The sequence below is a fragment of the Flagellimonas sp. S3867 genome (genome assembly GCF_014698935.1).
GTDB lineage: Bacteria > Bacteroidota > Bacteroidia > Flavobacteriales > Flavobacteriaceae > Flagellimonas.
In genome coordinates this window covers 194,183-211,197 of the sequence record NZ_JACVMN010000004.1, presented here as the reverse complement: position 1 = coordinate 211,197, position 17,015 = coordinate 194,183, and the positions used below count along the sequence as shown (strand labels likewise).

At 40.2% G+C, this 17,015-nt stretch carries 13 protein-coding genes; 12 read left to right on the top strand and 1 reads right to left on the bottom strand.

The features are described 5' to 3' along the window. Positions 1-110: 110 nt before the first annotated feature. From IAG46_RS17075 to IAG46_RS17060, 4 genes are all read left to right on the top strand, one after another. Positions 111-2,735: a valine--tRNA ligase gene (locus IAG46_RS17075; RefSeq protein WP_190811601.1), complete on the top strand. Its 2,625-nt coding sequence runs from the start codon at positions 111-113 to the stop codon at positions 2,733-2,735. Between the two features lie 38 nt (positions 2,736-2,773). After that, positions 2,774-3,349, top strand: coding sequence for a Crp/Fnr family transcriptional regulator (locus IAG46_RS17070; protein WP_190811600.1), 576 nt, complete (start codon positions 2,774-2,776; stop codon positions 3,347-3,349). Positions 3,350-3,413: 64 nt separating this feature from the next. Further along, the gene (locus tag IAG46_RS17065) at positions 3,414-3,854 is read left to right on the top strand and encodes a carboxymuconolactone decarboxylase family protein (RefSeq protein ID WP_190811599.1); all 441 of its coding nucleotides are present in this window, start codon (positions 3,414-3,416) and stop codon (positions 3,852-3,854) included. 106 nt (positions 3,855-3,960) lie between these two features. After that, a complete protein-coding gene (locus IAG46_RS17060) occupies positions 3,961-4,491 on the top strand; it encodes a peroxiredoxin-like family protein (RefSeq protein WP_190811598.1) in 531 nt (176 codons plus the stop codon). Between the two features lies 1 nt (position 4,492). Here IAG46_RS17060 and IAG46_RS17055 read toward each other — a convergent pair whose 3' ends face one another. Next, positions 4,493-6,814 (bottom strand): outer membrane beta-barrel family protein, encoded by a 2,322-nt coding sequence (locus tag IAG46_RS17055; RefSeq protein WP_190811597.1) that lies wholly within the window; start codon positions 6,812-6,814, stop codon positions 4,493-4,495. Positions 6,815-7,014: 200 nt separating this feature from the next. Here IAG46_RS17055 and IAG46_RS17050 point away from each other — a divergent pair, with 200 nt between their 5' ends. The 8 genes from IAG46_RS17050 to IAG46_RS17015 all read left to right on the top strand — a co-directional run bounded on the left by IAG46_RS17050 (position 7,015) and on the right by IAG46_RS17015 (position 16,968). Continuing rightward, positions 7,015-9,300: an FdhF/YdeP family oxidoreductase gene (locus tag IAG46_RS17050; protein WP_190811596.1), complete on the top strand. Its 2,286-nt coding sequence runs from the start codon at positions 7,015-7,017 to the stop codon at positions 9,298-9,300. A 77-nt stretch (positions 9,301-9,377) separates the two neighbouring features. Continuing rightward, the gene (locus IAG46_RS17045; RefSeq protein ID WP_190811595.1) at positions 9,378-9,836 is read left to right on the top strand and encodes a MarR family winged helix-turn-helix transcriptional regulator; all 459 of its coding nucleotides are present in this window, start codon (positions 9,378-9,380) and stop codon (positions 9,834-9,836) included. Between the two features lie 52 nt (positions 9,837-9,888). Beyond that, entirely contained in the window at positions 9,889-10,407 is a 519-nt protein-coding gene (locus tag IAG46_RS17040) for a DOMON domain-containing protein (protein ID WP_190811594.1), read from the top strand. Between the two features lie 36 nt (positions 10,408-10,443). Next, positions 10,444-10,866 carry a nuclear transport factor 2 family protein gene (locus IAG46_RS17035; protein ID WP_190811593.1) on the top strand — a complete coding sequence of 141 codons (423 nt, stop codon included), beginning with the start codon at positions 10,444-10,446 and terminating at the stop codon, positions 10,864-10,866. A 195-nt stretch (positions 10,867-11,061) separates the two neighbouring features. Further along, positions 11,062-12,450, top strand: a complete 1,389-nt coding sequence (locus tag IAG46_RS17030) for a Gfo/Idh/MocA family protein (protein ID WP_190811592.1) — start codon at positions 11,062-11,064, stop codon at positions 12,448-12,450. Between the two features lie 74 nt (positions 12,451-12,524). Then, positions 12,525-13,799, top strand: a complete 1,275-nt coding sequence (locus IAG46_RS17025; protein ID WP_190811591.1) for a sterol desaturase family protein — start codon at positions 12,525-12,527, stop codon at positions 13,797-13,799. Positions 13,800-13,839: 40 nt separating this feature from the next. Continuing rightward, positions 13,840-14,478, top strand: a complete 639-nt coding sequence (locus tag IAG46_RS17020) for a Crp/Fnr family transcriptional regulator (RefSeq protein ID WP_190811590.1) — start codon at positions 13,840-13,842, stop codon at positions 14,476-14,478. Positions 14,479-14,598: 120 nt separating this feature from the next. After that, positions 14,599-16,968, top strand: coding sequence for a spondin domain-containing protein (locus tag IAG46_RS17015; RefSeq protein ID WP_190811589.1), 2,370 nt, complete (start codon positions 14,599-14,601; stop codon positions 16,966-16,968). Positions 16,969-17,015 lie beyond the last annotated feature (47 nt).

Here is a 17,015-nt window from a genome sequence, read left to right as displayed (position 1 = left end):
GTTTCGTATTTCAGGATTGGCCTTTAGCCGTGGTATTACAATAATTAACTATTGCAAAACCCCTTCCAGACACCAATCCGGGTCACAAATGACAAAAACTATACCGAAAAATGGAAATTCCATCAAAATATGAGCCCAATAGGGTAGAAGAGCACTGGTACAAGTACTGGACAAAGCACGATTTTTTTAGTTCAAAACCAGATGAAAGGGAGCCCTATACCATTGTAATTCCTCCACCAAACGTTACTGGGGTGTTGCATATGGGCCATATGTTAAACAATACGATACAAGATGTACTGATCAGAAGGGCCAGACTTTTAGGGAAAAATGCCTGTTGGGTACCTGGTATGGACCATGCTTCCATTGCCACGGAGGCCAAAGTTGTGGCTAAATTGAAAGATGAAGGCATTGCAAAGGCCGATTTATCGCGGGAAGAGTTCCTAAAACACGCTTGGGACTGGACTGATGAATATGGCGGGGTTATCCTTCAACAACTTAAAAAATTGGGATGTTCATGCGATTGGGACCGCACTAAATTCACAATGGATGACGATATGTCAGCCTCCGTGATCAAGGTTTTTGTGGATTTGTACGAAAAAGGACTTGTTTATCGGGGTTATCGAATGGTAAATTGGGACCCTGAGGCAAAAACCACCCTCTCCGATGAAGAGGTTATTTATGAAGAAAGACAGGGCACTTTGTACTATTTGGCTTATCAGATAGAAGGTTCCGATGAAAAAGTTACCATTGCTACCACCCGTCCGGAGACTATTTTAGGAGATACCGCGGTCTGTATCAACCCAAATGATGAGCGATACCACCATTTAAGGGGCAAAAAGGTAATCGTTCCTATTTGTAACCGAGTGATTCCTATTATCGAAGACGAGTATGTAGATATTGAATTCGGTACAGGTTGCTTAAAAGTGACTCCCGCCCATGATGAAAACGACAAAAACCTTGGTGATAAACACAATTTAGAAGTTGTTGATATTTTTAATGAGGATGCAACTCTCAATTCTTATGGACTGCATTACCAGGGTAAGGATCGCTTTGTCGTCAGAAAAGAAATCTCCAAAGAATTGGACGAAAAAGGGTTTTTGGTCAAAACAGAGCAGCATACCAACAAAGTTGGTACTTCAGAACGTACAAAGGCGGTTATCGAGCCTCGTTTGTCCGATCAATGGTTTTTAAAGATGGAAAATTTGTCCAAACCGGCCATTGAAGGAGTATTAAAGACAGGTGATGTAAAGCTTTACCCTAAAAAGTTTGAAAATACCTATCGCCATTGGATGGAAAATATCCGCGATTGGAACATCTCCCGTCAGTTGTGGTGGGGGCAGCAGATTCCGGCCTATTACTATGGAGATGCGAAGGACGACGTTGTCGTAGCCGAATCTAGAGAAGAAGCGATAAAAAAAGCCAGCTCCAAAAATCCAGAAATCCAAGATTCCGATCTACGTCAAGACGCTGATGTTTTAGATACATGGTTTTCCTCATGGTTATGGCCTATAAGTGTATTTGGTGGTATTTTGGAACCAGAGAATGATGAGGTTAATTATTACTACCCAACTAGCGATTTGGTCACTGGACCAGATATTTTGTTTTTCTGGGTAGCTCGAATGATTATCGCAGGGTATGAATACCGCGGGAAACGACCTTTTGAAAATGTTTATCTCACCGGCTTGGTTCGAGACAAACAGCGAAGAAAAATGTCCAAACAACTAGGTAATTCTCCGGATGCGCTCAAATTGATCGAGAATTTTGGTGCGGATGGGGTACGTGTGGGACTTTTGTTAAGTTCGGCTGCAGGGAATGACCTAATGTTTGATGAAGCGCTTTGCCAACAGGGTAAAAATTTTGCTAACAAAATTTGGAATGCCTTTAGATTGATAAAAGGTTGGGAAATAGCGGATTTGCCTCAACCCGAATCAGCTAAAATTGGTATTGAGTGGTATACAGCAAAGTTCAATCAAACCCTAGCTGAAATTGAGGATCATTTCTCTAAATATCGAATTTCCGATGCCTTAATGGCTATTTACAAGTTGGTATGGGATGATTTCTGTTCGTGGTTGTTGGAAATTGTCAAACCAGCCTATCAACAACCAATTGACAGGTTCACATACGATGCTGTGATTCATTTGTTTGAGCAAAATCTAAAGATTTTGCATCCTTTTATGCCTTTTTTATCCGAAGAAGTATGGCAACATATCACTGACCGAACTCCAGAACAGGCATTAATTGTGTCCAAATGGCCTAAACAAGATGAGGTGAATTCTTCATTAATAACGGATTTCGATTTTGCAGCAGAAGTTATTTCTGGTGTTAGAACCATCAGAAAAGAAAAAAACATTCCGCAAAAAGAAGCTTTGGAACTGTCCGTTTTAAATAGCGAAAATGGAAGCGGTCAAATGGATGTGATCATCACTAAATTGACCAACCTTTCCAAAATTGAAACCATCGATGCCACGTTGGATGGTGCATTGAGCTTTAGGGTAAAGAGCAACGAGTATTTTATTCCTATTAGCGGTGCCATAGATATTGAGGCAGAAATTAAAAAGATTACAGAGGAATTAAATTACACCAAAGGGTTTTTGCAATCCGTTCAAAAGAAACTGAGCAATGACCGTTTTGTGAACAACGCACCAGAAAAAGTTGTGGACATAGAAAAAAAGAAAGCAGCCGATGCCGAAGCAAAGATTGAGACCCTGCAAAAAAGCTTGGCTAGTTTGGAATAGAAGATTTCACCTATAGGTAACAGTCAATAGTATAAAAAATGTCAAAACCACTTTTTGACCACCTTAATAAGTTTATTAGTGTTGAAGAGGTAGACTTTCAGGAAATCATAAGTTTTTTTGACTTTAAAAAAGTTGAGAAAAAGGAAATTATCGCCAATGCCGGTTCTAAATGTAATTCCAATTACTTTGTGCTAAATGGTTGTCTACGTATGTTTTTTATCAATGATAAGGGAATAGAACAGACCATTCAATTTGCCATAGAGAATTGGTGGATGACCGACAATCTGGCCTACTACAAAAGAATTCCTTCGGATTTTTACATACAAGCGGTGGAAAATTCCGAAATACTGTCCATTTCCTTTGATAAACAAGAGCAATTGCTACACCAATTTCCGGAGCTAGAAAAGTATTTCAGGAGCATTTATCAAATTGCTTATGGCTCTTCGCTTCAGAAAATGAAATATTTGACCAAGTTCTCCAAAGAGGATATCTATTTCCATTTTACCGAACATTTCCCTGAATTCGCTCAACGTGTTCCCCAGTATCTAATAGCTTCTTTTTTGGGTCTTACCCCAGAATATGTGAGTGAAATACGAGCCAAGAAGCGTTCTTAAACCAGTTTAAGTTTTTTCATTCCACCAGCAAATACTTTTACATCAAAATTCTAAACGATTAAAAATGGACAAAAGAATTCAAATTGATGTAACAGAACCAGTTTCCTATAAGGCCATTTATGCCTTTGGCAACTGTGTTATGCAGAGTGAACTAAGCAATGTTCACCAGGAATTGATAAACATTAGGGCATCACAAATTAATGGCTGCGCTTTTTGTATTGATATGCACACCAAAGTGGCCCTTGATAAAGGTGAAACCCAACAGCGCATTTTTTTATTGGACGCTTGGTGGGAAACGGATATTTTCACGGAAGAGGAGAAGATTGTCCTTCAGATTACCGAAGAAATTACCATGATCCAAGAAAAAGGATTAAAGACCGAAACATATCAAAAAGCCATTGAAAGATTTGATGAAAAATATTTGGCCTTGATCATAATGGCAGTTGTAAATATAAATGCTTGGAACAGGATAGCGATTAGCACCCACAAACCCATTGCTCCATAGATTGTGGACAAATACTCAATGATTGGATAGTTCAACAGAGGTGTAATCAAAAAAAATATGATGGTTAAAGTTAAGAACAACCTCTGTTGTCGACTGATAACAGGAAATGGGAAAAGTACAGGTAGAGGAGCAAGCCAAGAAGTTCGTGGCCACGGACTATTTGGGGAATATGGTAAAACTTACAGATTACCCAAATAAAAGGGTTTTATTGAGTTTTTTTAGAGGAGCTTCCTGTCCTTTTTGCAATATGAGGATCCATCAGTTGATCAAGGCATATCCCCAAATCAAGGAAAAGGGTATTCAACCGATTACCGTTTTTGCAGCTACCAGTGAAGAAATAGTAAAATATGCCGGAAAACAAAATGCCCCGTTTCCCATTATAGCCGACCCGTCTTTGGAATTATACAAACTTTACGGTATTGAAGAATCTTCGGTTGGAATGCTAAAAGCGATGATGAATCCTGCAAAAATGGTGCGGATGATGTTCAGTGGATTCTTCAATATGAAATCCATTAAGGATAGACCCATAATTCCAGCAGATTTTTTGATTGCTTCGGATATGAAAATCCACAAAGTATACTACGGAAAGGATTTTGGAGATCACGTGCCTTTGCAGGAAATTCTGGATTGGAAGTAATTTATCTTCTTCTTCCACCTGAATACTGCATGGCTTCACCTTTTCCAAAACCATAGCTAAATCCAAAGGCCACAAACCGACCTCGTTGGCGACGGTTATACACCTCAAAATCTGCTTGTGCAATCTGACTCTCACTGATTCGCGATGCAAAAACGTCCCGTACACTCAAGTTTAGGATGGCTTTTCCCTTCAATAGTTTTTTACGAAGGCCTAGATTCATAAATGCATAGTCATTTACCTCGCCTTGTACCGTTTGGTAGTTTGATCTATAGTTGCCGGTGGCCTCAAGGTCAATATCTGCCGGAAATTTCACTTTGGTCATCAGTTTTGACGACCACCTATCTGCATCAAAATCAAAAACCACAGCTTCGAAAATGCCTTCACGGTTAAACCGGTTAAAATTGAAATCGGCGTTAAAGGTCAACCATTTTGCGGGGCTATATTTTGTGTTGAATTCAATACCGGTGATTTTGTTGGTGCCGATATTTTCCGGTCTTGTGGTGTTTACATTGTTTTCAAATGTGGAGACACGTTCGATGACGTCAGTGGTGTAGCGATGGTAAACACCAAAGTTGAGAGCTGTTTTCCCTATAAAGAAGATAGTGGTAATCTCATATGAATCCGTAAATTGAGGTAGAAGGTCAGGATTCCCTTGTCGGATACTAAAGTTGTTTCGAATATTAAAAAATGGATTCAAATCCCAAAGACGCGGTCTATAAATACGCTTTGAATATCCGGCCTGTAATGAAACTTTTTCCGAGAATTTATAAGAGGTATGTAGACTTGGGAAAAGATTGTTATAGTCTTGCGAATTATCTTCGCCTGTGTTGGTCAAAAAGGTGTTGAGGTTGGTCTGTTCCAAACGTAACCCGGCTTTTACACCCCATTTTTTGCCCTCATAGGCTCCTGTGGTGTATAGACCCAAAACTTTTTGGTCGTATTCAAAAATGTTGGTCAAACCTGGATCTATTACAAATGCTCCATTTACCAAATTTTGAACCTCATAATCGTTACTCACATCATTCAGTACATATTGAGCTCCGGTTTCCAGGGTTACTTGCTCTGAAAAGGGTTTGGTGTAATCCAATTTAAACGTGAATACAGCTTCTTTGAAATCAGTGCGCGTAAGTTGGGTATCATCATTATTTGTTCCAGAAATGGTAATATCACTAAACTCAGAAGATTGATCCTTACCAAAAAAGTTGCCTAAAGCACTAAACAAAAGGGTGTGATCTTCATTTCCCTTGAAATCCTTCTTGTACTGTAACTCATATTGGAATTTGGGATTTGTTGCCTCGGTAATTTCTGTGCGCTCCCATTGAGAGGTAACAATATCACCACCTGATATGGATGCAAAATTGGTTGTGGAAGGTTGATCTTCAATTTCCAGTGCAAAATTTCCAGAAAGGGTAAGCACACTTGTTGGGTTAAAGTAATAGTCCGTTCCCAAAACAAAATTGTAATAGGCTTCATTACGGAATTCTTCACCAACGGATGATATTGTAGTGTTGGTTGTCAAGTCGGTATTTCTACTTTCCAAATCATTGGGTAACTCGCGATAACCTGCACCCAATTGGGTGAATAGATTGAATTTTTCTGTTCTTCGATTTAAACTGACACCCACACTGTGACTATCGGGAGCACCGGTATTAACAGAAACGGAACCGTTTAAACCACGTCGTTCTTCTTTTTTGATTACAATATTGATGATTCCAGATGTGCCTTCGGCGTCATATTTGGCTGATGGATTCGTGATTACTTCCACACGGTCGATCATTTCCGCGGTAATGGTTCCCAATGCATTACTTTCATCACTTGCAATTATCGATGGTTTGCCGTTGATGAGCACTTGAACACCTTGACTTCCCCTTAAACTGATTTGACCTTCGATGTTTACATTTACCGAAGGGACATTGTTTAAAACTTCTAAGGCACTTGCTCCTGTACTGCTTAAATCCTTTCCAACATTAAAGACCCGTTTGTCCAGTTTAAAAACGGTTTTGGAGACTTCTCCTTCCACTACAACCTCTTCCAATTGTTGCGTGTTCTCCATAATTTGGATAATACCCAGATTTATTTTAGCACCCGATGGATTCGGTTGTTGTATAATTTTCTTTTTAAAACCAATAAAACTGATTTCTATGAAATAGTTTGTTGCGTCGGTTTTTAGTGTAAAAGAGCCATCTTCTGACGTGGTTGTGCCAACAATTGCTTTTTTTGTATTGTTATCGGCGATCATTACCGTGGCATAGGCCACTTCCTGCCCAGTAGATGTGTCCACCACTTTTCCTGTAAATTCAACAGTTTTTTCCTGTGCTTGCATGGTCAAAACTGATAGTAAAAAGATTATGAAATGTACGAAACAACAATGCCCGTTTTTCAGTAAAAGGCCCACCTATCTGCAATTTGCTCAAAGATAGTACATTCAATAGTTGCATAGGTTGTAAAAGGCTGTTGAGCACAATTCAAAAGAAATTCCAAAATGAGAGGGGATGAATTGAAAGACAATTGTATTTTAGTGACATGTCAGATTCCGTAAAACGCAACATTTCTGTTACTGGAAATATTGAATTTTCAGAATTAAAAGTTACCGAACCTTCAGAATATGCCGCAGGTATCCCTGGGGTAAAAGCGGCGTTGGAATACGTAAGCAAGGAGTCGGGTCTGTTTCGTTCGTTGAAAACCCTTTCTCGAATGAACCAAAAAGAGGGTTTTGATTGCCCGGGTTGTGCATGGCCCGACCCCGATACACCTTCCAAATTAGGTGAATATTGCGAAAATGGGGCAAAAGCCATCGCTGAAGAAGCCACTTTTGAGCGTGTGGACAAGTCCTTTTTTAAAAAATATTCGGTTGAAGAAATTTCTACATGGACGGATTACCAAATAGGGAAGAGCGGAAGAATTACCGAACCTTTTGTGCTAAGGCCAAATTCGGTGCATTATGAGCCCATTTCATGGCCAGATGCTTTCAAGATGATAGCTGAACAATTACATGCATTGGATTCTCCTGATGAGGCCATTTTTTATACTTCGGGCCGTTCCAGCAACGAAGCGGCTTTTTTATACGGACTATTTGTTCGCGCTTTTGGCACAAACAATATGCCCGATTGTTCCAATATGTGCCATGAATCCAGTGGAGTGGCCCTTTCTGAAACCTTGGGTATCGGAAAAGGCTCTGTGGTTTTAGAAGATTTGCATGAGGCAGAGGTGGTTATGGTGATTGGTCAAAACCCGGGAACAAATCATCCTAGAATGCTCACCGCGTTGCAAAAATGCAAGGAAAATGACGGAAAAATTATTACGGTAAATCCACTTTCAGAAAGCGGACTAAATCGGTTCAAAAATCCGCAGCAGCTAAGTGGCATATTAGGTAAGGGAATACAACTGACCGATATATTTCTTCAAGTAAAAATTAACCAAGATGTTTCACTACTCAAGCTGGTGATGAAACGATTGGCGAAAAAGGAAAAAAACGGGGAATCTGTTTTTGACCACGATTTTATCAAAGATAAAACCAATGGCTTTCAGCAACTGCTGAACGATTTGGAACAGTATGATGAAGACCATCTGCTGGAATTATGCGGGGTAGATTCCGCTCAAATTGATCATGCCGTTGATTTACTGGCAAAAAAATCAAAAATTATTATTTGTTGGGCCATGGGGCTTACCCAGCATAAAAATGGTGTGGAAAACATTAAGGAATGTGTGAATTTATTGTTGGCCAAAGGCAGTATTGGAAAAAAAGGAGCGGGTACCTGCCCGGTTCGTGGTCATAGCAATGTGCAAGGCGACAGGAGTATGGGAATCATGCACTATGTTTCCGAGCCATTGAACAGAGCTCTTAAGGACACCTTCGGTTTTGATCCTCCAAACCATGAAGGATTGGATACCGTAAATGCAATACAAGCCATGCATCAAGGCAAGGCCAAAGTGTTCATTGCGTTGGGAGGAAACTTTGTTTCTGCCGCGTCAGACACAATATATACTGCAGAAGCATTGGAGAACTGTGATTTAACGGTTTCTGTGAGTACAAAATTGAATCGAACGCATCTCACCGTTGGTAAAACGGCCCTGATATTACCAACTTTAGGAAGGACTGAGCAAGATAAAGAACGCTTTGTGACCGTGGAGAACAGTATGGGCAAAGTGCACCAAAGCAAAGGAAGACTTAAGCCGGTAAGCAATCAGCTAAAAAGTGAACCGGAAATTGTTGCTGAAATGGCAAACACCTATTTTGGGTCTACTTCAAAAATTGAATGGCTGACTTTGGGAACGGATTATGACTTGGTTCGAAAGAAGATTTCTGAAGTTTTGAAGGGTTATGAAGATTATTCAGGTCGTTCCAAAGGTTCCGGATTTTATTTGCCAAACAATGCAAGGGAAGCAAATTTTTCAAGATTACCGGGAGGAAAAGCTCAATTCTCCGTTTGCAAACTTCCGGAACACCAGCTTTCCAAGGAAGAATTCTTGTTGATGACGGTTCGAAGCCATGATCAGTTTAATACAACGATCTATGGTATGAATGACCGGTATCGTGGAATTTATGGAGAGCGAAGAGTAGTTTTTATGAATCCGGATGATATAAAAACCAAAGGGCTGTACCCCCAACAAATAGTTGATTTGGTCAGTGATTATTCTGGAAAAATAAGACGAGCTGAAAACTTTAAAGTGATTCCCTATGACATTCCATCAAAAAATCTATGCGCTTATTTTCCAGAAACCAATGTGTTGGTGCCAATAGACCTATATGCGGATAAAAGCAATACTCCAGCTAGTAAATCTGTTATCGTCAGAATTGAGACTAAATAGCATGAATAACCAATAGCAAAAGCAAAAACATTTAACTTAGTTGATATATCAATTAATTTAATCATATTTGTATTGTCATGAAAGAAGGTGCAAACCAGCAAATGAATATTAAGGATATCAAAGATGTTATCCTGTTTCAGTTGGATATTACCAGCAAGCAGAGTAAGATTTACTCGCAACGCATTATGGATGACGCGGGTATGGGCATAACCGTGGAGCAATGGGTTTTACTGAAAATTGTACAAGAATCTAAAGGTTTATCACAAAAGGAAATAGCTTCCAAGTCCTATAGGGATCCCGCATCAATTACCAGAACCCTTGATATTTTGGAAAGAAAGGGGTTCGTAATTCGAGTAAGGGATGAAAATGACCGAAGGCAGTATGGAATTGTATTGACAAAACAAGGTAAGGACTTTGTAGATGAACATATGGCATTGGTAAATGATATGAGAAGATTAACTGTTAAAGGTTTTAGTACTGAGGAAGTCCAAATGCTAGTTAAGCTACTAAAGAGAATTAAAGAAAATTTCAGTTAAAAAAATTTAGAAAATAACTTGATATATCAACTATCTATTAAATTGAAGTAAAATGAAAAGCGAAATCACCCTCAAGACAATGGCAGCTTTGGTTGCTTTGGCCCCTGCAACATGTTGGAGTACAAAACATTATTCCAAGAATGAGATATCAAAGTTGGGAATGCATATTAAATGGCACTACGGAAACCAAAGAATTCACTTCACATTAAATGCACCCACAGCTGGATGGTTGGCCATTGGGTTCAATGATACCGAACAGCTTTCGGGTACATACCTGTTGATGGCGAATGTAATTGGAGAAAAAACCAATGTGGTGGAACATTACACGGTTAAGCCCGGAAATTATTCACCCATTTCCGAATTGGGGGGATACGCCGAGGTTAAGGATGTCCAAGGTGTGGAAAATGAATTTGGCTCCACCATTTCATTTTCGCTTCCCATTGCCCCAACGAGCAAATTCAAAAAGCCTTTAAAACAAGGCAGCGAATACAGCTTGTTGATTGCCTTCAGTCAAGAAGACGATTTTCAACACCATTCCCTCAAACGGACCGCGGTGCCCATAATTCTTTAATCCCTAAATCAAATATTAATATTTAAAACAATTACCATGAAACATTCTATCATTATTTGGCTTTCAGCACTCATGTTTTCAGTAGGCTGTCAGTCCCAAAACGAAGAGGTTAAGGCCATCAAAGAGACTATTACAAATTTTTCCAAAGCAGGGGACACCCATAACGTGAATCAATTGGAAACACTTTTGGATGGTAACTATCGAATTGTGATGAACCAGTTTTTTGGCTCTTCGGAGGTCAGTGTGGTACCTCGTTCAGTATATCTGGAAAAAATTGAGAGCAAGGAGTGGGGAGGAGATATCCGAAAACTCACTTTTGGTAATATTGAGATAAATGGCAATACAGCCTGTGCAAAGGTTGTAATGAAAGGGCAGAAATCAACATTCAAATCACTTTTGGTATTGGTAAAAGACAGTAATGGAAGTTGGAAACTGGTTTCCGACGTTCCAGTCATGTAGTAGAAGTTTACCACTAAAAAAAAAGGCCTTCACCTGGAAGGCCTTTTTTTGTTTGGGCTATTGTTGCTACTTCTGTATTTTGACTTAGCCCCCTTCAGTTACTAAGCTTATTAAAAAATAAAATATGACAAGTATTAATTTTTTCATACTTTCGGATATACTCAATGTTATCGTTAACATGCAATAAAAATCAACATGAAAAACATCGACCGGCGAAATTTTATCAAGAAGACATCATTGTCCGCTGCAGCAGTTTCTGTAATCCCCAGTTACTTGCAAGCTGCTGTTGAAAGGCCTTCCCAATCAAGCTATATGGGAGACTTTGCTGCCCCAAAGTTGAAAAATGTTAGAGCTGCGTTCATAGGTGTTGGGGCCCGTGGTGGAGGGCATGTCAATTTTTTTGCATCACTACCCAATACAGAGGTGGTTGCCATTTGCGATTTGTATGAAGATATGGTAAAACAAAAGGTAGGCTGGGTAAAGGAAGTGTCCAAACCCAATAGGCATAAAAATATTGCACAATATTGGGGCGAAGAGAATAAATGGAAGCAGATGTTACAAGAGGTAAAACCCGATGTCGTGTTCATTGCCACAAATTGGGTCAACCACGCTCCCATGGCCATTGAATCCATGAACCAGGGCGCGCACGCATTTGTTGAGGTCCCGATTGCGGTTACAATGCAGGAGATGTGGGATATCGTAGATACCAGTGAGCGTACCCAAAAGCACTGTATGATGTTGGAGAATGTAAACTACAGTCGTGATGAGTTGATGTTCTTGAACATGTGCCGACAGGGTGTTATCGGCGAAGTTTTGCATGGTGAAGCCGCGTATATTCATGAGTTGAGAGGACAAATGAATGAGCAAAAAAGGGGAACAGGATCCTGGAGAACACCCCATTATGCACACCGAAATGGAAATTTATACCCTACACATGGCTTAGGGCCGGTTGCCCAATACATGAATCTTGGTAGGGGAGAGGACAATTTCGGAAGCATGGTTTCCTTTTCAACACCTGCCAGGGGAAGAGCCGATTATGCCAAAAAGAATTATCCAGGTGATCATAAATGGAACCAATTGGATTATAAGGGAGGTGATTTAAATACAAGTATTATCAAAACAGCCTTGGGAAGAACAATTATGGTGCAATGGGACGAAACAAGCCCAAGACCCTACTCTAGGTTGAATCTTATTCAGGGTACAAAGGGAACACTTGCCGGATTTCCCACAAGAGTTGCCTTGGAAGGTGGAGTTGAAGGGTTGACCGAAGACCACCATTCATGGGTGCAAGGGGAACAACTTCAGGCACTTTATGAAAAATATGACCACCCATTGTACAAAAGATTGAACCAAGCCGCAAAAGGTAGCGGTCATGGAGGAATGGACGGAATTATGATGTATCGTGTTGTAGAATGCCTGCAAAAAGGTCTTCCATTAGACCAGAATGTCTATGAAGGTTGTTTTTGGAGCGCCGTATCGCCACTTAGCGAACGTTCTGTGGCTAGTGGGGGGGCACCACAACCTTTCCCAGACTTTACTCGCGGTAACTGGAAAGAAACAGCTCCGTTGGCTATTGTGCAATAAAAAGTGGCATAGTTTAGAAAATTAAACTAAATTAACTCCCAATCTCGCTCAATCACACTAAAAATCTGTGAGATATGGAAACCTACGCCACTGCTTTATTATACGCAATACCTTTTTTCATAGCGTTGGTGCTTTTTGAAGTGCTTTATGGGCATTTTATTAAAAACCAAAAACACAATGTTATGGATACCGTGAGTAGTCTTAGCTCCGGACTTACCAATATTATTAAGGATTCCTTGGGATTGGCAATCGTGTTGGTTACCTATCCCTATTTGGCAGAGCATCTTGCCCTTATGCAGGTTGAAGCTACTTGGGCGGTGTGGTTAATCGCTTTTATCGCCATCGATTTTGCCGGATATTGGAACCATAGATTGAGTCACCATATCAATATTTTTTGGAACCAACATGTAATCCATCACAGTAGTGAGGAATTCAACTTGGCTTGTGCCCTAAGACAGTCTATCTCCAATGTGGTCGGTTATTTTCCTTTATTGCTACTCCCGGCAGCATTTTTGGGAATTCCGGGAGAGGTAATTGCTATTTTGGCTCCTGCACATTTGTTCGCGCAATTCTGGTATCATACCCAACATATCGGCAAAATGGGATGGTTGGAATACATCATTGTAACACCTTCGCAACATAGGGTGCATCATGCCATAAATCCAGAGTATATTGATAAGAATTTAGGACAGATACTTTGTATTTGGGATAGATGGTTTGGAACATTTCAAAAAGAGTTGGACGAAGTACCACCACAATATGGGGTACTAAAACCGGCGGCAACTTGGAACCCCATCTTAATCAATTTTCAACATTTTTGGAGATTATGCCGAGATGCATGGAGAACGAGAAATATTTGGGACAAATTTCGGATTTGGTTTATGCCAACCGGTTGGCGCCCCGAAGATGTGACACAGAAGTATCCCATTTCCAAAATCGAAGATGTCTATAACTTTGCTAAGTACAAACCAAAAACTTCTGTTAGACTAAAAGGATATGCGATCTTTCAACTGCTGTTTAATACTGCACTGTTGCTATTCATGTTTTACAACTATACAGAAATAGGGTTCAATAACCTCTTACTATTTGGTGGGTTTGTTTTTCTGGGAATCTATGGATATACCAGTTTAATGGATAGGATATCGTATGCCGCCTGGATTGAAATAGTTAGAAGTGTCGCTGGCGTATCGTTGATTTTTTTAACTGAAGATTGGTTTGGTTTGAACCTTTATTTACCTATGGGTAGCAATATAATGGTGCTCTACTTCATAATTTCAATTATTGCTGGGATTTATTTCAGTTATTACGATCAACCATTGCGAAAGGTTAGCGTGGTTTCTGAGACTTAAGGTTTAACGTAGAAATCCTTTACCAAATAACAATAAGGCTATGGTGGACACTAACCAATCATACATCAAGCAGTGCTTTCCTGTAATAGAAGAAAGACTTTATCAAGAAATTATAGAATCGTGTAGTTACCATGAATTTCCAAGCAGTAGTTATGTGGTAAAACAAGGTGCATATTTGAACTTTTTACCGGTTGTGTTAAAAGGTCAGATTAAGATGTACGCCGAAGAAGAAGATGTACAGTTTTTATTATACTATATCAATTCTGGGGAATCCTGTATATTGAGTTTCAACCATTTATTTGACCCAAAACCAGTACAATTTTCAGCCATAACTGAGGAAGATACGGTTGTAATGACCCTTCCTGTCAACAAGGTGAAGGAGTGGTTTGTAAAATACCCCACTTTTGCCAGAATCATTATAAATGATTTTCAGCGAAACTTCGCCGATTTGTTGCAAACCACAAAAGAGATTGTTTGTTTTGGTATAGAGGACCGTCTTGTCAAATATTTGGAGAACAAGGCTAAACGGGATAAAAGTAATCTAATACATCTTTCACATAAAAAGATTGCCCTGGATTTAGGCACCTCTCGAGAAGTTATTTCTAGAATCACCAAAAAGCTTGAAAAGACCGGTGTTTTGGTGCAACATAAAAGATGTATCGAGCTGATGGGTTGCTAGAATATCACAAAAGTATAACGGCATTTAATACAGATTTAACAGAAAACGGTGATTTTGATCACCGTTTTTCAGTTGCTCCGGAAAGTAGTTTTGGCCCATAATTAATCTAAAAAAAGAATTATGAGAAGAAATCTATTTAAAGTAGTGCTGTTTGCAGCTATTTTGGCATCATGTAGCGATGATGACAATGACATTGTTGGAGAAATTCCAACCGAGCCCGAACCGACCGCTGAGGTTGATGTGAGGTTGAACGAAGTTCAATACCTTGGCAATTGGGTAGAAATTGTGAATAACGGTGACAGTACCGTAGACTTGGGTGATTATTTTCTATGCCTGGGCCCAGGTACATATAGAAGAGTAAGTGATTTGACCGTTAATGGCAATTTGCAATTGACTGCAGGAAGCTATTTATCTATTTCTTATGAGATGCCAAACGCAGAAGGCGGATTGGGGTTGTACAGTAACAACTCTGACTTTACCGATGCCTCAACCTTGGTCGATTTTGTGCAATGGGGCGCTGGATCTACCGCTAGAGAGAATGTAGCAGTTGAAGCCGGTGTTTGGACTGCAGGTGAATTCGTTCCAGTTCTTGGGAATGCGGATAATACCATAATTTTTGATGGAGAAGGTGTTGGAGCTTCAAATTGGGCCGAAACCACCACTGTGACCATTGGAGAGGACAACCTATTGACTGTTCCTGAAGAGATTAGATCTATTGTCATCAATGAAGTGCAATATGGAAGCAAAGACCTGATTGAGCTATATAACAATGGAAATGTAACAGTTGACTTAAGCTCATATTGGTTGTGTCTTGGCCCTGGTACTTATGTACAATTGGAAAATGTTACACCTGAAAGTGGTAGCATTGAACTAGCCGCAGGGGAATTTGTTGTTGTACCCTATGCTTTACCTGATACCGAAGGTGGATTGGGACTTTATTCAAATAATTCTTTTACTAGCGCCGATGCTATAATGGATTTTGTACAATGGGGCGCCGCCGGAAGTGCACGTGAGAATGTAGCCGTTGAGGCGGGTATCTGGACAGCAGGCGAATTTGTTCCAACCGTAAGATTGGATAGCTATAGTATTGAATATGATGGAGAAGGAGATTCAGCTGCTGACTGGACTGAGGAAGTAAACCCATCTTTAGGATTGGCCAATGACACTGAAGTGGCAAAGACCACCTTCAATGTAACCATTAGTAACGTTATCAACTACTTGAACGTCCATACCTTTACAACTCCGGTTGGAGCATCTGATCCCGGACCATTGACCACCAATGGTGCTCAATATCAAATATCATTTAAGGCAGTTTCTGGTACCAAGTTTACACCTGTGACCATGATGGGGAATAGCAACGACTGGTTTTTGGCCCCAACTGATTTAAATGGAATTGATTTATTCCCTAACGGTCAAGCTTTGAACGGCGTAGACATTGCCGATCAACTTTCCTTATACGATTTAGGTACAGAAGCAGACAATGACCCAGCTTCTTTTCCACCTGCTGGAGCAGATGTTGGTCCTGCTGATGCAAATACAGAGGTTAGATTGGTTGAAGGAAGAGATACGGGAGATATTTACGTAACGGCTGTGTTGGATTATACCAACGGAGATGGAAGTTCTGCAGGAACCTTCACATTGACAATTACAGCCATAAACGCTCCGGACCCAGGACAACCAGCTAGTTCAAGTAATGGATTTGTTGTTACTCCTGGTATTGCCGTACTTCATGCACTTCCTGAGCCATTGTTCACGTTAGGAGAAGAAGATAGAGCAGTAGGCCTGGAAAGAATTGCCGAAGATGGTATGCCCGGAGAACTTTACGGATGGTTCACAGAGACCGGAAGCAATGGTTCGCCATTACGATTGGCTTCATCTTTGAGTGTTTTCTCACCAGGATTAGTCTATGCTTTTAACACCGATAGCGATCCTTTTTTCGTACAAGGTGGTGAAGCTAGAGACGGAAGTGGTTTGGAAGAATTATCAGAAGATGGTAACAACGCAGTTGCAGTATCCTATTTTAACAACCTGGGACTACCCGTTGCAGCAAGTAATGAAACAGCACCCGTTGGCCCAGGAGGATATCTGTCCTTCTCCATTGATGTACCCCAAGGCCAAGATTACAAATTGGGTATAAGCACTATGTTGGTTCAGACCAATGATTGGTTCATCAGTTATAATAACAATGGTGTGGCCTTATTTGATGAAAACGGAACCCCTTTCTCAGGAACTTCTGAAAGTGATGAGTCCTATCTTTTTGATGCTGGTACGGAGGTAGACGAGCCTGTAGGTTTTGGAATCTACCAAGCGCCTAGACAATCAGGTCCAAATGAAGGTCCTGCAGATGCTAATACCACAATAAGAAGAGTTAGCGAGTTGGAAGATGTTCAATTTGGTAAAGGTGTTTATAATAATGGCCCTGGTGTTGTATACCTTCAAGACCCCCGCGGAGGATACAATTTGGTAAGAATTGATATTCAACCTCAATAGATCAGGACCGTTTTTGTTTTTTTAAATTGTGGAGAGCCGGAAAGTTA